Annotated in this window: 17 protein-coding genes; 6 read left to right on the top strand and 11 right to left on the bottom strand. The window is 57.6% G+C overall.

Annotated features, from left to right (window positions below):
- Positions 1 to 5: 5 nt before the first annotated feature.
- The 3 genes from N7D90_RS17190 to N7D90_RS17200 are packed head-to-tail and all read right to left on the bottom strand — an operon-like array spanning position 6 to position 1,602.
- Complete coding sequence (locus N7D90_RS17190; RefSeq protein WP_261739133.1) at positions 6 to 542, bottom strand: spore coat U domain-containing protein; 537 nt, start codon at positions 540 to 542, stop codon at positions 6 to 8.
- Positions 543 to 560: 18 nt separating this feature from the next.
- Positions 561 to 1,097: a spore coat U domain-containing protein gene (locus tag N7D90_RS17195; protein ID WP_261739134.1), complete on the bottom strand. Its 537-nt coding sequence runs from the start codon at positions 1,095 to 1,097 to the stop codon at positions 561 to 563.
- A 16-nt stretch (positions 1,098 to 1,113) separates the two neighbouring features.
- The gene (locus tag N7D90_RS17200) at positions 1,114 to 1,602 is read right to left on the bottom strand and encodes a spore coat U domain-containing protein (RefSeq protein ID WP_405046649.1); all 489 of its coding nucleotides are present in this window, start codon (positions 1,600 to 1,602) and stop codon (positions 1,114 to 1,116) included.
- 241 nt (positions 1,603 to 1,843) lie between these two features.
- Between N7D90_RS17200 and N7D90_RS17205 the strand changes: the two genes are divergently transcribed.
- Positions 1,844 to 3,154, top strand: coding sequence for a leucine-rich repeat-containing protein kinase family protein (locus N7D90_RS17205; RefSeq protein ID WP_261739136.1), 1,311 nt, complete (start codon positions 1,844 to 1,846; stop codon positions 3,152 to 3,154).
- 180 nt (positions 3,155 to 3,334) lie between these two features.
- Here the strand turns inward: N7D90_RS17205 and N7D90_RS17210 are convergent, their stop codons facing one another.
- From N7D90_RS17210 to N7D90_RS17220, 3 genes are all read right to left on the bottom strand, one after another.
- Positions 3,335 to 4,039 (bottom strand): YebC/PmpR family DNA-binding transcriptional regulator, encoded by a 705-nt coding sequence (locus N7D90_RS17210; protein WP_261739137.1) that lies wholly within the window; start codon positions 4,037 to 4,039, stop codon positions 3,335 to 3,337.
- 107 nt (positions 4,040 to 4,146) lie between these two features.
- Positions 4,147 to 5,538, bottom strand: a complete 1,392-nt coding sequence (locus tag N7D90_RS17215; protein WP_261739138.1) for an FAD-dependent oxidoreductase — start codon at positions 5,536 to 5,538, stop codon at positions 4,147 to 4,149.
- 15 nt (positions 5,539 to 5,553) lie between these two features.
- Entirely contained in the window at positions 5,554 to 6,879 is a 1,326-nt protein-coding gene (locus tag N7D90_RS17220; RefSeq protein ID WP_261739139.1) for an MFS transporter, read from the bottom strand.
- A gap of 289 nt (positions 6,880 to 7,168) precedes the next feature.
- On the opposite strand from N7D90_RS17220, the gene N7D90_RS17225 reads away from it, so the two are divergent.
- Positions 7,169 to 8,038, top strand: a complete 870-nt coding sequence (locus tag N7D90_RS17225) for a LysR family transcriptional regulator (protein WP_261739140.1) — start codon at positions 7,169 to 7,171, stop codon at positions 8,036 to 8,038.
- A gap of 167 nt (positions 8,039 to 8,205) precedes the next feature.
- On the opposite strand, the gene N7D90_RS17230 is transcribed toward N7D90_RS17225, so the two are convergent.
- The gene (locus N7D90_RS17230; protein WP_261739141.1) at positions 8,206 to 9,078 is read right to left on the bottom strand and encodes a LysR substrate-binding domain-containing protein; all 873 of its coding nucleotides are present in this window, start codon (positions 9,076 to 9,078) and stop codon (positions 8,206 to 8,208) included.
- 116 nt (positions 9,079 to 9,194) lie between these two features.
- Between N7D90_RS17230 and N7D90_RS17235 the strand changes: the two genes are divergently transcribed.
- Positions 9,195 to 10,304: a 2-aminoethylphosphonate--pyruvate transaminase gene (locus N7D90_RS17235; RefSeq protein ID WP_261739142.1), complete on the top strand. Its 1,110-nt coding sequence runs from the start codon at positions 9,195 to 9,197 to the stop codon at positions 10,302 to 10,304.
- A 61-nt stretch (positions 10,305 to 10,365) separates the two neighbouring features.
- A complete protein-coding gene (gene phnX, locus N7D90_RS17240; protein WP_261739143.1) occupies positions 10,366 to 11,193 on the top strand; it encodes a phosphonoacetaldehyde hydrolase in 828 nt (275 codons plus the stop codon).
- A gap of 59 nt (positions 11,194 to 11,252) precedes the next feature.
- Here phnX and N7D90_RS17245 read toward each other — a convergent pair whose 3' ends face one another.
- On the bottom strand, positions 11,253 to 11,813 hold the full coding sequence (locus tag N7D90_RS17245) for an NADPH-dependent FMN reductase (RefSeq protein ID WP_261739144.1): 561 nt from the start codon (positions 11,811 to 11,813) through the stop codon (positions 11,253 to 11,255).
- Positions 11,814 to 12,009: 196 nt separating this feature from the next.
- On the opposite strand from N7D90_RS17245, the gene N7D90_RS17250 reads away from it, so the two are divergent.
- Positions 12,010 to 12,231 carry a hypothetical protein gene (locus N7D90_RS17250; RefSeq protein WP_261739145.1) on the top strand — a complete coding sequence of 74 codons (222 nt, stop codon included), beginning with the start codon at positions 12,010 to 12,012 and terminating at the stop codon, positions 12,229 to 12,231.
- Positions 12,232 to 12,479: 248 nt separating this feature from the next.
- Complete coding sequence (locus tag N7D90_RS17255) at positions 12,480 to 13,391, top strand: LysR family transcriptional regulator (RefSeq protein WP_261739146.1); 912 nt, start codon at positions 12,480 to 12,482, stop codon at positions 13,389 to 13,391.
- A gap of 53 nt (positions 13,392 to 13,444) precedes the next feature.
- Here the strand turns inward: N7D90_RS17255 and N7D90_RS17260 are convergent, their stop codons facing one another.
- The 3 genes from N7D90_RS17260 to rnhA all read right to left on the bottom strand — a co-directional run bounded on the left by N7D90_RS17260 (position 13,445) and on the right by rnhA (position 15,353).
- Positions 13,445 to 14,020, bottom strand: coding sequence for a GNAT family N-acetyltransferase (locus N7D90_RS17260; RefSeq protein ID WP_261739147.1), 576 nt, complete (start codon positions 14,018 to 14,020; stop codon positions 13,445 to 13,447).
- Between the two features lie 129 nt (positions 14,021 to 14,149).
- Entirely contained in the window at positions 14,150 to 14,908 is a 759-nt protein-coding gene (gene dnaQ / locus N7D90_RS17265; protein ID WP_261739148.1) for a DNA polymerase III subunit epsilon, read from the bottom strand.
- On the bottom strand, positions 14,901 to 15,353 hold the full coding sequence (gene rnhA / locus N7D90_RS17270; RefSeq protein WP_261739149.1) for a ribonuclease HI: 453 nt from the start codon (positions 15,351 to 15,353) through the stop codon (positions 14,901 to 14,903). Before rnhA ends, dnaQ begins: the two co-directional genes overlap by 8 nt.
- Between the last annotated feature and the right edge of the window lie 38 nt (positions 15,354 to 15,391).

The following is a 15,391-nucleotide window of genomic DNA, read 5'->3' on the forward strand; positions in this document are numbered from 1 at the left end:
AAAGGTTAAAAGGTCAGTGAAACGTTAATGACGTCCGTGTAGCTACCCGCCGGAAGGCCGGTTTTACCCACCGCCTTGCCGTAAAGATTGATCGTCTGCGCTACGCCTGTACTGAGGCCGGGCGCGATGGTGCCGTTGATGGCTACCAAGGTGCTATGCCCTGTGTCGCTGTAAAGGTCATAGGGTACGAAGTGGCCATTACTGTCCGACAAGGCACGAGTGCCCCCCGTGGAGAGCCCATCGTGAGCACCCGCCCCCACCGTAATTACCGGCGACGTACCGGCCGAACACTGAATCGTCAAGGCCCCACCGCCACTGCCCAGCACTTGCCCGTCGGCCTCAGTGAAAAGCGAGGTCGTGGTACCGAAGCTCAAAGTCCCGAAATCCAGCCCGCTGGTGCCCGTTGCCCCGTTAACCAGGCAACTGGTAGTCAGCGTTAACGTGGCATTGATGACACCGGTTACCGTGGTGGCTGCCTGTACCTGACTTGTCGCCATCAAGCCCAGCAATGTGAAACCCAACGTTGATGTAAGTACGCGCATCTTGCACCCCACTCATATTTACCAATCCAACGTCACCCGCAGCGTGTCTCGATAGACACCCGCCGGGAGCGCATTGGGATTCGCCATCACCATGCCATACACCGGAATCGGTACTTGGCCACCACTCACCACCTTGAATCTGTGCTGTTGCCCAATACTGTAGCTATCGCTGCCAGCGGCATCGAAAAACAGATGATATGGAATCATGTGTCGCCCATTGCTCAATTGTCGCGTCGTGCCTTTAACGTGACTACCGCCATCGATGGAGACCGAAAAACCCTTCACCGAAGGGTTGCAGTCCACCGCCAGATTACTTTCGCTGCCCTCAAGCAATGCTTCAAACGGGGTGTTCCAGGTCGGGCCGTGGCTGCCAAAATCGAGCACGCCAATCTTGCCCAGGCTGTACTCATCGACACTGCCTCCACTGCTTACCTGACAACTGGCCAGGATCACCAAACGGGCTTGGATCTGCCCGCTGAGCATGGCTGCCTGCGCGTTTACGCCCAGCAAGACACAGGTCCCGAACAGGATTGAAATGCGCGCGGAGCCGGCCATATCCATACTCCTGTCGTTACCACGTGAGAGTGACTTTCAACAGGTCGGCATACAGCCCGACAGGAGGGATTAGCTGTAAAGGCTCGATCCGTCCATACAACGGCAAATCAACCGAGCCGCTGTCAGACACTGTGCCGCTGACAGGCACATTGACCAGTAACGGTATTTGCCGCGCCGGGTCACGAAACAGTCGATAAGGAATGGCCGGGCTGCCGGGCCCCAGGGTCAGATAACGAACATCGGCGTTGCCGCCGTGCTGGCCACCGTCGATTTGAAGTTGATAAGTCGTATCGGGATTACATTCCAAGCGGGGTAAACGCGGATTAATCAGTGCTGCACTCAAGGGTGCTGATGGGCCGTCCAGCCGCGATGTATGACCAAAATCAAGGATACCCAAGGAGTCGACACCCGCCTCGCGGGTTATGCCGACCAACTGGCAGCCTCGTTCGACGACGAGGCGAGTTTCCAGTTCGTACTGCGCAGACCATGCACAGCCACTGAACAAGAAGCCAATAATGATTATCCCTGAACGATACCCCACGAGTTTTCCCTTTCATGGCGTGTTCTTATGCATGAAGGTTAGCAGCGTAGGATGATTCGTCCATGAGACAGCGGAATTAAACAGACACAGACCGTTCATCGTAGGCTGTGCGCAGAACCTCTGCGTGCTAGTACTCGGCCCCGACACAATTAGTCGTTATCATGCGCGACACTTTTTGCCCCACCCACGAGTGCCCAACCTGCTTATGGATACCCTCGCTAAACTGCGCGCCGGCCAATTGGCAGGCCTCAAACGCCTTGATCTGTCGTGCGGACTGACCGAGTTCCCGGTCGAGATTTTCCAGTTGGCCGAGTCCCTGGAAATTCTCAATCTGAGCGGCAACGCCTTAAGCAGCCTGCCCGACGACCTGCATCGTCTTACCCGTTTGCGTATCCTGTTTTGCTCGGACAACAAGTTCACCGAACTACCGGCAAGCCTGGGGCAGTGCGCACAGTTGAGCATGATCGGCTTCAAGGCCAACCGGATCGAAAGCGTGCCCGGTGCGGCGCTGCCTCCTCTGCTCCGTTGGCTGATCCTGACCGATAACCGCATCAGCCAATTGCCCGAAGAACTGGGCCAGCGACCATTGCTGCAAAAGCTGATGCTGGCGGGTAACCGGCTACAGCATTTGCCTCAGAGCCTGGCTAACTGCGAGCGCCTGGAGTTGATCCGCCTGGCTGCCAACCAATTCACCGAGTTACCCTCAGACCTGCTGGCCTTGCCAGGTCTGAGCTGGCTGGCGTATGCCGGCAACCCGCTACGTGAAGATGCCAGCGCTCATCGCCAAGCCGATAACACGCCTGACATTGACTGGTCGCAGCTTGCGCTTGAACACAAGTTGGGCGAAGGCGCCTCCGGGATTATTTATCAAGCCCGGTGGAACGCCCCCGGCCAGGCAGGTCAGTCAGTGGCCGTCAAACTGTACAAAGGCAGCATCACCAGCGACGGCTCGCCGCTCAATGAAATGAACGCCTGTATCGCTGCGGGCCAGCATCCCAACCTGATCAAGGTGCTGGGGCGCGTCGTTGGCCATCCTGACAACCAGGCCGCTCTGGTCATGGAATTGATCGACCCGTCGTTTATCAACCTTGCAGCCCTGCCCAGTTTCGATACCTGTAGCCGCGATGTGTATGCCGACAGCACTCGCTTCACGTGTGACAGCGCCTTGCGCATCGCCCGTGGCATCGCCTCGGCGGCAGGCCACCTGCACGCTCAGGGCATCTGTCATGGCGACTTGTACGGGCACAACATTCTGTTCAACGCCCAAGGCAAATGTTTACTGGGCGATTTTGGCGCAGCGTGCTTTCACGCCATCGACGACAGCCTGCACAGCCGGGCACTGCAGCGCATCGAGGTGCGGGCCTTCGGGATTTTGCTCGGGGAGTTGCTGGAGCGGATCGACTCAGGCCTGAGTGATCAACAGCGAGCTTCGCTGCAAGACCTGCAGCAGCGCTGTACCCAGCCGGATGTGCTGGCACGGCCGGATTTTGTACATATCAGCCAGGAACTGGCATAGAAATCTGTAGCCGCTGACGAGGAACGAGGCTGCGAAAAGGGCTCAATATCCCGGGGTTGCGGAGCAACCCATCGCAGCCTCGCTACACTCCTCAGCGGCTACAGAGATACTTCAAGCAGGCTCGCTCCCACTGGGGCTTGACCTGGAACAGAGTATCTACAAAGGAGCATTGCTTCAGGTTCAGGCCAACGCCACAAACATGTCCTGCACGTCGTCCTGCTCTTCCAGCTTGGTCAGGAACTCCTGGACTTCGGCCATCTGTTCGTCCGTCAAACCGCTCACCGGGTTTTTCGGCTGATAGCCCAGCTTGGCCGACAACACGGTGAAGCCTTGCTCTGGCAGTGCCTTTTGCACGGAGTCGAGGTCAGTCGGCTCGGTGATGAACAAGGTCGTGCCTTCTTCTTCACCTTCTTCGAAATCCTGGGCACCCGCTTCAATCGCGGCCATTTCCGGATCTGCGTCCGGGGTATCAGGCTTGGCTTCGATCATGCCAACGTGGTTGAAATCCCATGCCACCGAACCCGAAGCACCCAATTGGCCCTTGCGGAACGCAACGCGAATTTCAGCCACGGTGCGGTTGATATTGTCAGTCAGGCACTCAATGATCAGCGGCACCTGATGGGGAGCAAAACCTTCATAAGTAACGCGATGGTATTGCACGGCCTCAGTGCCGATACCGGCACCCTTGTTGATCGCACGCTTGATGGTGTCAGCCGGCATCGAGGCTTTTTTCGCCTGTTCATAGACCAGACGCAAGTGCGAGTTCATGTCCGGGTCGGCGCCGTTGCGAGCAGCAACCGTCAGTTCCTTGGCCAGCTTGCCAAAAATCTTGCCGCGGCTGTTGGCGGCGTCCGCTTTATGTTTAACCTTCCACTGTGCGCCCATTACTCACTCTCTTAATCTGGTGTGTCGCGGCCTATCGGCCGTCGAATGGGCGCAAGTTTATACGGCCAGAAGTCGGCAATCGACCAAAAAATCCAATCGGTGCCTGCTTATCCCTTATCAGCCTTGCCCGCCGCCGCTGCAAACCTGGCCAGCCGCACATCCAAATGCCGGGGCCGATGGCCATGATCCTCGGCCCGCTCCTTGCGCCGAATTGCGTTACGCACCATCAGCGAGCCCAGGTAGCGAATCGGTTCGGGCGGAAAATACCCCAGCGGTCCGTTGACCAGTGGCGAACGCGTCCAGTCATTGCCCAGCCCCTGCACCAGCGACGCCAAAATCTGCCCCCCCATGTGGCACGGCCCCACCCCGCTGCCCGAATAGCCAAAGCCATAGAACACATTGCCATGGCTGCTCATCTGTCCGAAAAACGGCAAACCGGTGACCGAACGGTCCGAAGGCCCGTTCCAGGTGGCCTCCACACCCACCCCGGCAAATGCCGGGAAAAACTGCTGCAGGCTTTTACCCAGCAACCCGGCATAGGGCGAAGGCTGATCGAACACTGGCAACATGCGCCCGCCATAGGCGAAGGTATTTCCGCCCTTGCCCAGCATGATTCGCCCGTCAGGGGTGTTGTGGTAGTAGTGCACGAAAATTCGCGAATCGAGCACCGTGATACCGCTGGTCAGGCCGATCTCCTGCAGCAGGTCAGGACGCGGTTCAGTGATCAGCATATCGCTGGACACAATCGCCACACTGCGTTCGAACTGCGGGAATGCCCGGGCCATCCAGGCATTCATCGCCAGCACCACGCGATCGGCGCGAACACTCCCGGCGGGTGTACGAATCAGGGCTGGCACACCCTCCTCCAAACCGGTCATCGGGGTGTTTTCATACAGCCTCACCCCAAGCTGCAACGCGACCCTACGTAATCCTCGCACCAGCTTGCCCGGTTGCACGCTGGCCGCTGCCGGAGAAAACCAGCCCTCCACATGCTGAGCCGAACCGGCCCGGCGCTGTACCTCGTCAACTGGCAACTTGCTGAACGAATTGATCGATTGTCGCTTCAGCGCCGCAATCACGCCGTCTGTCGAGCCGACCTGGGCCTGATTGGTCGCGGTATACAGCGTGCCATCAAGACGGTAATCAGCGTCTACCTCGTACTTTTCACAGAACGCACCAATCGCATAAATGCTGTGCTCCGAAGCCTTGACCAGACGTACCGCCTCCTCCACGCCAAACAAACGTTCCAGGGTGAAGTACTTGGCCGACCAGGACAACGCGCAGCCGCCATTGCGTCCGCTGGCGCCTGCGCCGCAAATGTCGGCCTCAATCAGCACCACATCCAGCTCGGGGTCTTGTTCCTTGAGCATGATTGCCGTCCACAACCCCGTGTAGCCGCCGCCCACGATGCAGACGCTGGCACGGGTCTCGCCCTCCAGCGCGGCACAAGGTTCGACATTTTCCAGGGCTAGCGCCTGCTCCAGCCAAAAAGGTCGCATGGATAATTCTCCCACTCAGGTGCGCAAGGGTTTGATCAGCAACGGATGATTGGGCACAAACGCGCAATGGGGTTTGAGCCCTGCAGGACGGCTGTTCCAGTGCGGAATCAGCACCAGAGAGGAAAACAGCGCGCAGCAGGCAAATACGATAAACACCGTGACCGTATCGAAATAGCCAGGCAGCAAACCGCCGAGAATCGCCCCGACCGAGCCGCAACCATTCACAAAACCCGCCGCGGTGGCGCCTGCTTTAGCGGTGCCGAAGTCAATGGCGGCAGCACCGCTGATCATTGAATCCGGCCCGTACAGGGTCAGCCCCATCACAAACAGCAAAGCCACCACCAGCACCACGCTGCCGGAATGCAAGGCTCCCATAAAGAACGCGAGTGAAATGGTCAGTGCCAGCAGACTCAAAATACAGGCTGGCATTCGTCGTGCGCCGAAGAGTTTGTCGGAAGCCAGACCAATCATGATCGGGCCCAGCAGCCCCGCCAGCTCAAAAGCGGTAGGGATGATCGCCGCACCGACCTTGCCCACATGCGGCATTTGTTCAAAGACGATGACCGGGCCCCACAACAGAATCGCGTAGCGTGCCGGTTTCAACATGAAATACGCCAGGCCCAAAGTCAGCACTGTGCGATTGCGCATGATCTCGCGCAGAGGCGCCCAGACACTGATGCGTTTTTCGGCAGCAATCTCCTCAGCGCTCATTTCGGGCTCTGGCTCGACCGCTGGTAGGCCGACATCTTCAGGCTTGTTGCGCTGGAAGATAAAAAACAGCACCGCGACCACAGCCACCACCGCCGCACTGGAAATAAACGCCGCATGCCAGCTGCCAATCAACGTATACGCCCACCAACCGGCAAAGGGTGAAGCCACCAGCCCGCCAAAGGCGTAGCACGAACTCCACAACCCCAACACCCGACCGCGTTGCTCGGCAGGAAAGAAGCTGCCGATGTTTTTGCACAGGCCCGACCAGCCTGTCGATTGCGCCAGCCCCTGGATCAGCATGCAGGTGGCAAAAATCGGCAAGGTGGCGTAAGTGCCCATTACCAACGCCGCCAGTGCCGAGATGATCAAACCGCCCAGCACCACAACCCGCGGACCAAAGCGGTCGGCGAGGATGCCCCAGGTAAATTGTCCGACGGCATAAGCGGCCAGGTAGATACCGTCGAGGTTGGCCATGGCCATCTTGTCCAGATGGAAGTTTGGGTCTTCACCGATCCCCAGCTTGGCAACGGCAAACGCTTTGCGAGTGAAATAAAAGGCCGCATAGGCCAGCCAGGTGATAGCAAAAATCTGCACGCGCCAACGCTTGATGGTGGCAATGGACTTGTTCATGTCAGGTCTGACCTCAGAGGTGGGATGTGCCGGCAGAATCAGAAAAGAACGCCTGTTTTTTTATTGTGTTGAGCACTTCAATACCGCCCTTCAGACAAGGGCCGTATTTATCAGACACGCCATGAGCGCCCGTTTTTTATTGGGTTCAGGGTCGCTCAAGGGTGTGTCACGACCCACCGCTATCGAGGACATAACGGCGGGCTGAGGTCGATCAAAGCAATTACTGACTAATAGGTAAAATCGATTTATCGTATTTCACTCATAAGCTCAGCTTGTAAGAGGTTATCCGATGCCGGTTTCCCATGCGCAGTTGAAGGCCTTCCACGCAGTTGCTGTCCACGGCAATTTCACTCGTGCCGCCGAACGGTTGTTTTTAAGCCAGCCAGCCATCTCCGATCAGGTCCGAAAGCTCGAAGAGCGTTTTGGGGTTTTGTTGTTCCACCGCAACAAACGCTCGGTGCGCCTGACCGACCTGGGTGAGCGCTTACTGAGCATCACCCAACGCCTGTTCGTGGTTCAGGCCGAGGCCCAGGAACTGCTGCAAGCTTCCCAGGCCCTGCAAACCGGCAGCCTGATTCTGGCTGTGGACGCGCCGGTTCACGTGTTACCGCAAATTGCCCGCTTCTGCGAACGCTACCCAGGAATCACCGTAAAAATCGAAACCGGCAACACCGATGAATCCCTGGCGCGCCTGTTCAACTATCAGGCGGACCTGGCCCTGCTCGGGCGCGACGTCAACGACGAAAGACTGCTGAGCGTGCCCTTGCGCAGTGATCCGATGGTGGCGTTTGTCGCGCGCACCCACCCATGGGCCAGTCGCAGCTCCATCTGCCTGGCCGACCTGGATGATACGCCGCTGGTGCTGCGCGAAATGGGCTCCGTGACCCGGCAAACCCTTGAAGAAGAAATGAGCCAGGCGGGCCTGCGCATCCGCGCCGCGATCCAGGTGGAGGGCCGCGAAGCCGCACGCGAAGCGGTGGTGGTCGGAATTGGCGTGGGGGTCGTATCGGCAGCCGAGTTCGGTTCGGACTCGCGGGTCTGCGCCTTGCCAATCACCGACTGCAAGAGACGCCTGACCGAGACGCTGGTGTGCCTGAAAGAGCAGAGATCACGGCGGGTGGTAGCGACGTTTTTGGAGATTGTGCGGGAGAGTTTGTAAATCACGATCACTGAACCGTAGCAGTTGCCGAAGGAACGAGGCTACGTCCGGCGGCGAAGCCATCGTAAAGTCAGCTCACTTGTTATTACAGAAAAAACGCGTACTACGAGTTTGCGATCGCTTCGCAATCGAACGTAGCCTCGTTGCTTCGGCAACTGCTACGGGTTTTATTCGCTCAAAACTTTTGGCGCCAACTCCATAAACGCCTTGATCAGCCGCAACTCGGCACGCCGCTCCATGCAACCCAGCATATGCAGATTGATCAGCCCCGCCCCGTTGATCGGCACTGCCCGTACACGGGGGTCATGGCTGACCTCTACCGACGACACAATCCCCACCCCAAGTTGCGCCGCGACGGCTTCGGTCACAGCTTCACGACTATCCAGTTCCAGCAGCACTCGCGGGCTGACCCCGGCCTGCTCGCAAGCGCTATCGAAAGTGCGACGGGTAATCGAGGTCGGTTCGCGCAGCACCATGATCACCTGATCCAGTTGCGCAATCGCAATACCATCGGGCAGCGCCAACCACGGATGGTTGGCTGGCACCAACGCGCATATCCGTGACTCATCCAACGGGCGCAAGCTCAGCCCTTTACGTGGCTCAACTTCAGTCAGAACAGCGACATCGGCATGCTCCGACAACAACGCGGCCAGGGTTTCCTGAGCATTGCCCAGGCGCAAGTTCACGGTAATCCCCGGATAACGTGCCCGCAGACTCGCCAGCATCGGCATCACCAGATGCGGACCGTCGGCCGCCACCTCAAGCCTCCCGGTGAGCAGTTGCCGATTGGCTTCCAGCATGACCTGCGCTTCATCCACCAAGCCGAATATGGCACGGGTGATAGCCGCCAGCTTGATCCCTTCTTCGGTCAACTCCACACGCCGTGCCGTACGCCTGAGCAGGGTGATCTGGTAGTGCTCTTCAAGAGCCTTGATATGCCCGGTCACCGCTGGCTGGCTGATAAACAGCCGGGCCGCCGCCCGAGTAAAGCTGCCCTCACGGGCCACGGCGTCAAACGCACGGAGCTGGAACAAGTTCATAGCTATAAGCCTCACTGATGATTGGCATAACAACAAACAATTTGATTGATATCAACACAAACTGCAATTTATGCCGTGTATCCAGTAGCCATCCCAATGCTTGTGAGGAAACCAGAATGAGTACTGCCGCGCCGATCCTGCTGACCCCTGGCCCACTGACAACGTCGGCGCGTACACGCCAGGCGATGATGGTCGATTGGGGTTCCTGGGATGACAGCTTCAACCAGCTGACTGCCAGCCTTTGCGAGCAACTGCTGGCTATTCTCAATGGCACTGACAGTCATTACTGCGTGCCTCTACAAGGCAGCGGCACATTTGCCGTCGAGGCAGCCATCGGCACACTCGTGCCACGAGACGGCAATGTGCTGGTACTGATCAACGGCGCCTATGGCAAACGCCTGGCTAAAATCTGTGAAGTGCTGGGGCGTCGCTTCAGCACCTTTGAAACCGCTGAAGATGAGCCCACCACCGCAAGCGACGTCGACCGCCTGCTGCGCGCCGACCCGAGCATCACCCATGTGGCACTGATTCATTGCGAAACCAGTACCGGAATTCTTAATCCGCTGCCCGAAATTGCGGCGGTAATTGCCCAGCACGGAAAGCGTCTGATCATCGACGCCATGAGTTCCTTCGGCGCCCTGCCGGTCGATGCCCGGCAGGTTCCTTTTGACGCGCTGATCGCTGCTTCCGGCAAATGCCTGGAAGGTGTACCGGGCATGGGCTTTGTCTTTGCCCGAAAACAGGCGCTGGACAACGCTGCAGGCAACAGCCACTCACTGGCGATGGACCTGCACGATCAGCACGCTTATATGACCAAAACCGGGCAATGGCGCTTCACCCCGCCGACTCACGTGGTCGCCGCACTGCACGAAGCGCTGCTGCAATACAACGAAGAAGGCGGTTTGCCAGCACGGCACCAGCGTTATGCCAACAACTGCCAGGCACTGCTCGACGGCATGGCCAAATTGGGTATTCGCAGCTTCCTGCCCGAAGCCATTCAGGCGCCCATTATCGTCACCTTCCATGCCCCCAAAGACCCGCGCTACCAGTTCAAGGAGTTTTACGAACGCGTCAAGGCCAAGGGCTTCATCCTGTACCCAGGCAAATTGACCCAGGTCGAAACCTTCCGTGTGGGCTGTATCGGCCACGTCAATCAGGCCGAAATGCAAGCAGCGGTAAACGCAGTAGGCCAGGTACTAAAAGAGATGGAAGTTTTCGAAATCTGATGGTGTGGAAACAACCTAACTCACTTCGTGCGGCTCACCCGCTCATACAGGACTTACTGACATGAACTACACCAACCCAAGCAAGCTGCAAGCCGCCATTCTCGATTGGGCCGGCACCGTGGTCGATTTCGGCTCTTTCGCCCCAACCCAGATTTTTGTCGAAGCGTTTGCCGAATTCGACGTGCAGGTTTCCATCGAAGAAGCACGCGGCCCGATGGGCATGGGCAAGTGGGACCACATCCGCACCCTGTGTGATCAACCGCAAATCACCGAGCGCTACAAAAAAGCCTTTGGCCGCGCGCCGAGCGACGATGACGTAACTGCGATTTACCAGCGCTTTATGCCACTGCAAATCGAAAAAATCGCCGAGCACTCGGCATTGATCCCAGGCGCCCTGGAGACTATTGCCAAGCTGCGTGAGCAAGGTATTAAAATCGGTTCGTGTTCAGGTTACCCGGCGCAAGTAATGGCCAAAGTTGTTGAACTGGCGGCCACCAATGGCTACGTCGCCGACCATGTAGTGGCCACCGACGAAGTGCCTAATGGCCGCCCTTGGCCAGCCCAGGCTCTGGCCAACGTGATCGCGCTGGGCATTGATGACGTGGGCGCCTGCGTGAAGATCGACGATACCGTACCGGGCATCCTTGAAGGTCGCCGTGCAGGCATGTGGACTGTCGCGCTGGTATGTTCCGGCAACGCGCTGGGCCTGACCTACGCCCAATACCAGGCACTGGACCCCGCGACACTGGACAGTGAGCGCACCCGCATCCACGCGCTGTTTGCAGGTTCACGCCCGCACTACCTGATCGACACCATCAGCGACCTGCCGGACGTGATTGCCGATATCAACCAGCGCCTGGCCAAGGGCGAGATGCCGCAGAGCAGCTGAGTGAGCTAAAAAAAAGCGGCAGCCCTGAATCAGGCCTGCCGCTTTTTTAGATCTATGGCTCAGAGCTTGTGATGCTGCTCAACCCACTTGGCGTACTCGTCGATAAACTTTTGCAAAAACGGTCGGGTTTTATCTGACAGCTTGCCGGACGCATCAAACGCATCCCCTGCTCCCCCCAGATAGGCCTCAGGTTGCTGCATGCATGGCACATTGAGGAACACCAGCGACTGGCGCAAATGGTGGTTAGCCCCGAAGCCACCGATGGCCCCCGGCGAAACGCTGATCACCGCGCCCGGTTTGGCATTGAATACACTTTGACCATAAGGACGCGAGCCGACATCGATGGCGTTTTTCAGCACGCCAGGTACCGAGCGGTTGTACTCTGGAGTCACGAACAACACGGCATCGGCCGGGCGTATCTGATCGCGGAAGATGGTGTATGGCGCAGGTGGCTGTGTGGCATCAATGTCTTCGTTATACAGCGCCAGATCACCAATTTCGACAATGAACAGTTTAAGGCTGGCCGGGGCCAACTCTGCCAGAGCCTGGGCCACTTTTCGGTTGAGTGAATCCTTCCTCAAACTGCCAACCAACACTGCAACGCTGTAGACCTTGCTCATAGAAAACCCCGAGTCTGTGGCTGTAAGAAGATTAGTTATAGATGATCGGACGCCTTTCTTGCACCCCAGTTCACCCTATCGGCCTGCAAGCCTGTAAAGTAGGCGGACTATTTTTTAAACATTGTTAAACTTCCCCTGCTGAACAACGGTCTACAGAACCGCAAATTGGGTGTTTATCTCCAGAGGTTCTCTACAAATGGCGGCAGTTCTCGTTGGGCAATTTCATGCAAGGGATGCGGAAGGCCGTGTCTATTCCGTGCATGAATTTGAAAATTTGGAAGCAACAGGTGACCAACTCGTAACAACGTACAAGTTGGCCATTGGTGATCGCGTCAAAAAGAACGATGACAATAATTTCGAGCTGGTGCAATCGGGCGTCATATTGGTTCGTGAGCCTTCTCCGATTGTCGCAGTCTGACCTGTTGCACACGGCATTTAGCTGAAGTCAAAGGATGAGACCGGGATCAGGCTTCGCACGGCTGAAACCTCATCTGCCGGACACGAGTGTCCTGTCTCACGAATACGATCCTTTTTTGACGAGTGGCTGTTGTTGTCAGTCAAGGCGCCGCGACGACTCATAGCTGGCTATGGGGAGGAGCGGCAACGCAGCATGGCAACAACAGACGCCGTCAAAAAGGATCAGTATTTGCGAGACAGGACACCAGCATGCGCTTACGCCACATCGAAGTGATTCAAGCCATCTTGCAAACCGGCAATCTCGGCCATGCTGCCGAATTGCTGCAATTGCCCGCAGCCACCCTCAGCGCAACGCTGCAGGAGGCCGAACAGCAATTGGGCTTCATGCTGTTTGCCAGCGTTCGCGGGCGGCTTCAAGCCACCCGCGATACGCTTGTACTGCAACCCCTGATCAACCAGCTGTACCAGGCACTTGAGCCGCTGCGCCAACTTGGCAACGAGTTGCGCCAGCATCAGGAACCAGCCTTGCGCGTGGTCTGCAGCGAAACGTTGGCACGCCCTCTGCTCCCTCACTGTATTGGTGCCCTCAGACGCCGCTTTCCCGATACCCCGAGCACTCTTGGCAGCCAGCCCTGTGCTGAAATCGTGCGCAGTCTGTTAATGGACGAATGTGATATCGGCTTTAGCCTGCAGCCATCAGAACAACCGGGGATCGAATGCCTGCCTCTGGTTCAAGGCAAAGTACAGTTTCTTGCGCCCCACGGTTGGCTATCCCCCAAGCACAAATACATCGCGCTACAAGAGCTGGCAGGCCAGGCAATGATTGGCCTGCAACAGCACGACCCTTTAAGCCGCGTACTGGACAGCAAGCTGCAAGCCTTGCACCCGGCGCCCGTCGTACAGATTCAGGTACAGAGTTACCAGATGATGCGCAGCATGGTGGAAGCAGGCGAAGGGCTGGCGCTGGTTGACCCGTTTACGGCCGTGGGGGCCAAAGCCAGTGGGCTGGATGTTTGCCCGATATCACCGGCGATCCCGGTGACACTCTATGCGTTGACGCGCAAAGGCGCGCAGCCTGGGCCCGCACTGAATGCGCTGCTCGATATCGTGCGTTTAAAGGCCGAGGCGTTGCTGTCTGATCAGGGGTTGGTGACGCTTTAGTTACCCAGGGACCGCAAATCCTCGTAGCCGCGGCTGAAGGAACGACGCTGCGGTTACGAGTTGGTATTCTCAAAAATCAAATACCAGAAAATCGCCACTTCGCTGGTCTGCGGATCAATGCCGCGATAACGCAAGTGATCGATACCCCCCACCTGATACCCACAACGCTCGTACAACCGGCAGGCGCCAAGATTGTTGTTCTGGGTCTCAAGCATGATCCCCGGCAGGTTTTTCTTGTGACTCCAGAACCTGACCACGTCCAGCAGCGACTTGGCCACACCATGGCGGCGGGCACTGACGACGACTGCCAGCTCATCAACATGGGCATAACCGTTCCAGTTGGTGCTAACGACCACATGCCCAACCGGCTGATTGTCCAGATACGCCATGAAAATGTCGCTGTCCTTGCCACCGCGATAGCTGGCAAATTCATCCGGGTCAATGCCGTAGCATTTGCGGTAAGGCGTGATCAGATCCAGCGGCCAGTGCTCGACCTTTTTATGCCGATCGGCACGGGCGTAAGCACGCACTTCAAAGCTGAAATCGTTGCACCAGACATACGGAGCAAAACCTTCGTCAGCCACACGTACCGAGACTTCAGGGTCCTTGGGATTCCTAACCAGATGCATGAAAAATCCTTCTTTCCTGTCAAGGACTGCCCGGCTTTATATAGCCGTTGCCGCAGTGCGATAGGGGAGCAGGAGTACTGCCTTCACAACCCATCGCCGCCTTCGGCAGTGACTACACAAATCCCGTGCTTATTGCAGCGTTTGCCCTTTCGCGTCGAGCAACTGCGCCCACAACGACGGGCCACCTGCTGACTTTGCAATAGCTTCAAGCCGTGCCGCATGCTCGGCCAAGTCGCTTTCACTTGCACGAATAATCCGACCCGGCTGACGGTCGGCCGACAAGCGGCGGATCTCGCTGGCCTGATTGCCCGAACCTTCGCCCGAGCCGTTTCCGTCGGAGGCATTGCCGGCCAGCGACAGGCTGGTCTGACCGCCGGTCATTGTCAGGTAAACGTCTGCCAGGATCTCGGAGTCGAGCAGTGCGCCGTGCAACTCACGGCCCGAGTTGTCGACGCCATACCGTTTGCACAAGGCATCGAGGCTGTTGCGCTGGCCCGGATGACGTGCCCGCGCCATTGCCAGGGTATCGAGAATGGTGCAGTACTGCGTCAAGTCAGCGCGATCCGTCTGCCCGATCAGGGCAAACTCGTTATTCAGAAAGCCCACGTCAAACGCGGCGTTATGAATGATCAGCTGAGCGCCCTTGATGAATTCAAAAAACTCATCGGCCACTTCAGCAAAGCGCGGCTTGCCCACCAGAAACTCGTTGGTAATACCGTGGACGCCAATGGCGCCCTCGTCACTTTCACGATCAGGTTGCAGATACACGTGAAAGTGCCGGCCGGTCAGACGCCGCCCCATCAACTCCACGCAACCGATCTCGATCACCCGATGGCCATCGGTAACCGGCATACCGGTGGTTTCAGTATCGAGAACAACACTACGCATGCTTGATTCCCCGCACCTGGTCTACCCCGCGATTGGCCAACTGGTCGGCGCGCTCGTTGCCTGGGTGACCAATGTGCCCGCGTACCCACTGCCACTTCACGGTGTGACGACTGACTTGCTCATCGAGTAATTTCCACAGGTCGGCGTTTTTCACCGGTTCCTTGGAGGCGGTTTTCCAGCCGCGTTTTTTCCAGTTGACCATCCACTCGGTGATGCCTTTCATCACGTACTGCGAGTCGGTCACCAGCAACACTTCGCATGGGCGCTTGAGTTCTTCAAGCCCACGAATGGCAGCCATCAGCTCCATGCGATTGTTGGTGGTATTGGCTTCGCCGCCCCAGAGTTCTTTTTCAACCCCTTGGCAAACCAGCAAAGCGCCCCAGCCACCCGGACCAGGATTGCCCTTGCAGGCACCATCAGTGAACATTTCAACGCTATCAATCATTACAAACTTTCCAGAAAAGGCTGCTTATGGCCTGACCA

The sequence above is a fragment of the Pseudomonas fragi genome (genome assembly GCF_025426255.1).
GTDB classification, from domain to species: Bacteria; Pseudomonadota; Gammaproteobacteria; order Pseudomonadales; family Pseudomonadaceae; genus Aquipseudomonas; species Aquipseudomonas kulmbachensis.

Coding starts and splice junctions, on each gene's coding strand:
- N7D90_RS17190 (WP_261739133.1), bottom strand. CDS start 542: ATGCGCGTACTTACATCAACGTTGGGTTTCACATTGCTGGGCTTGATG.
- N7D90_RS17195 (WP_261739134.1), bottom strand. CDS start 1,097: ATGGCCGGCTCCGCGCGCATTTCAATCCTGTTCGGGACCTGTGTCTTG.
- N7D90_RS17205 (WP_261739136.1), top strand. CDS start 1,844: ATGGATACCCTCGCTAAACTGCGCGCCGGCCAATTGGCAGGCCTCAAA.
- N7D90_RS17210 (WP_261739137.1), bottom strand. CDS start 4,039: ATGGGCGCACAGTGGAAGGTTAAACATAAAGCGGACGCCGCCAACAGC.
- N7D90_RS17215 (WP_261739138.1), bottom strand. CDS start 5,538: ATGCGACCTTTTTGGCTGGAGCAGGCGCTAGCCCTGGAAAATGTCGAA.
- N7D90_RS17220 (WP_261739139.1), bottom strand. CDS start 6,879: ATGAACAAGTCCATTGCCACCATCAAGCGTTGGCGCGTGCAGATTTTT.
- N7D90_RS17225 (WP_261739140.1), top strand. CDS start 7,169: ATGCCGGTTTCCCATGCGCAGTTGAAGGCCTTCCACGCAGTTGCTGTC.
- N7D90_RS17230 (WP_261739141.1), bottom strand. CDS start 9,078: ATGAACTTGTTCCAGCTCCGTGCGTTTGACGCCGTGGCCCGTGAGGGC.
- N7D90_RS17235 (WP_261739142.1), top strand. CDS start 9,195: ATGAGTACTGCCGCGCCGATCCTGCTGACCCCTGGCCCACTGACAACG.
- phnX (WP_261739143.1), top strand. CDS start 10,366: ATGAACTACACCAACCCAAGCAAGCTGCAAGCCGCCATTCTCGATTGG.
- N7D90_RS17245 (WP_261739144.1), bottom strand. CDS start 11,813: ATGAGCAAGGTCTACAGCGTTGCAGTGTTGGTTGGCAGTTTGAGGAAG.
- N7D90_RS17250 (WP_261739145.1), top strand. CDS start 12,010: ATGGCGGCAGTTCTCGTTGGGCAATTTCATGCAAGGGATGCGGAAGGC.
- N7D90_RS17255 (WP_261739146.1), top strand. CDS start 12,480: ATGCGCTTACGCCACATCGAAGTGATTCAAGCCATCTTGCAAACCGGC.
- N7D90_RS17260 (WP_261739147.1), bottom strand. CDS start 14,020: ATGCATCTGGTTAGGAATCCCAAGGACCCTGAAGTCTCGGTACGTGTG.
- dnaQ (WP_261739148.1), bottom strand. CDS start 14,908: ATGCGTAGTGTTGTTCTCGATACTGAAACCACCGGTATGCCGGTTACC.
- rnhA (WP_261739149.1), bottom strand. CDS start 15,353: ATGATTGATAGCGTTGAAATGTTCACTGATGGTGCCTGCAAGGGCAAT.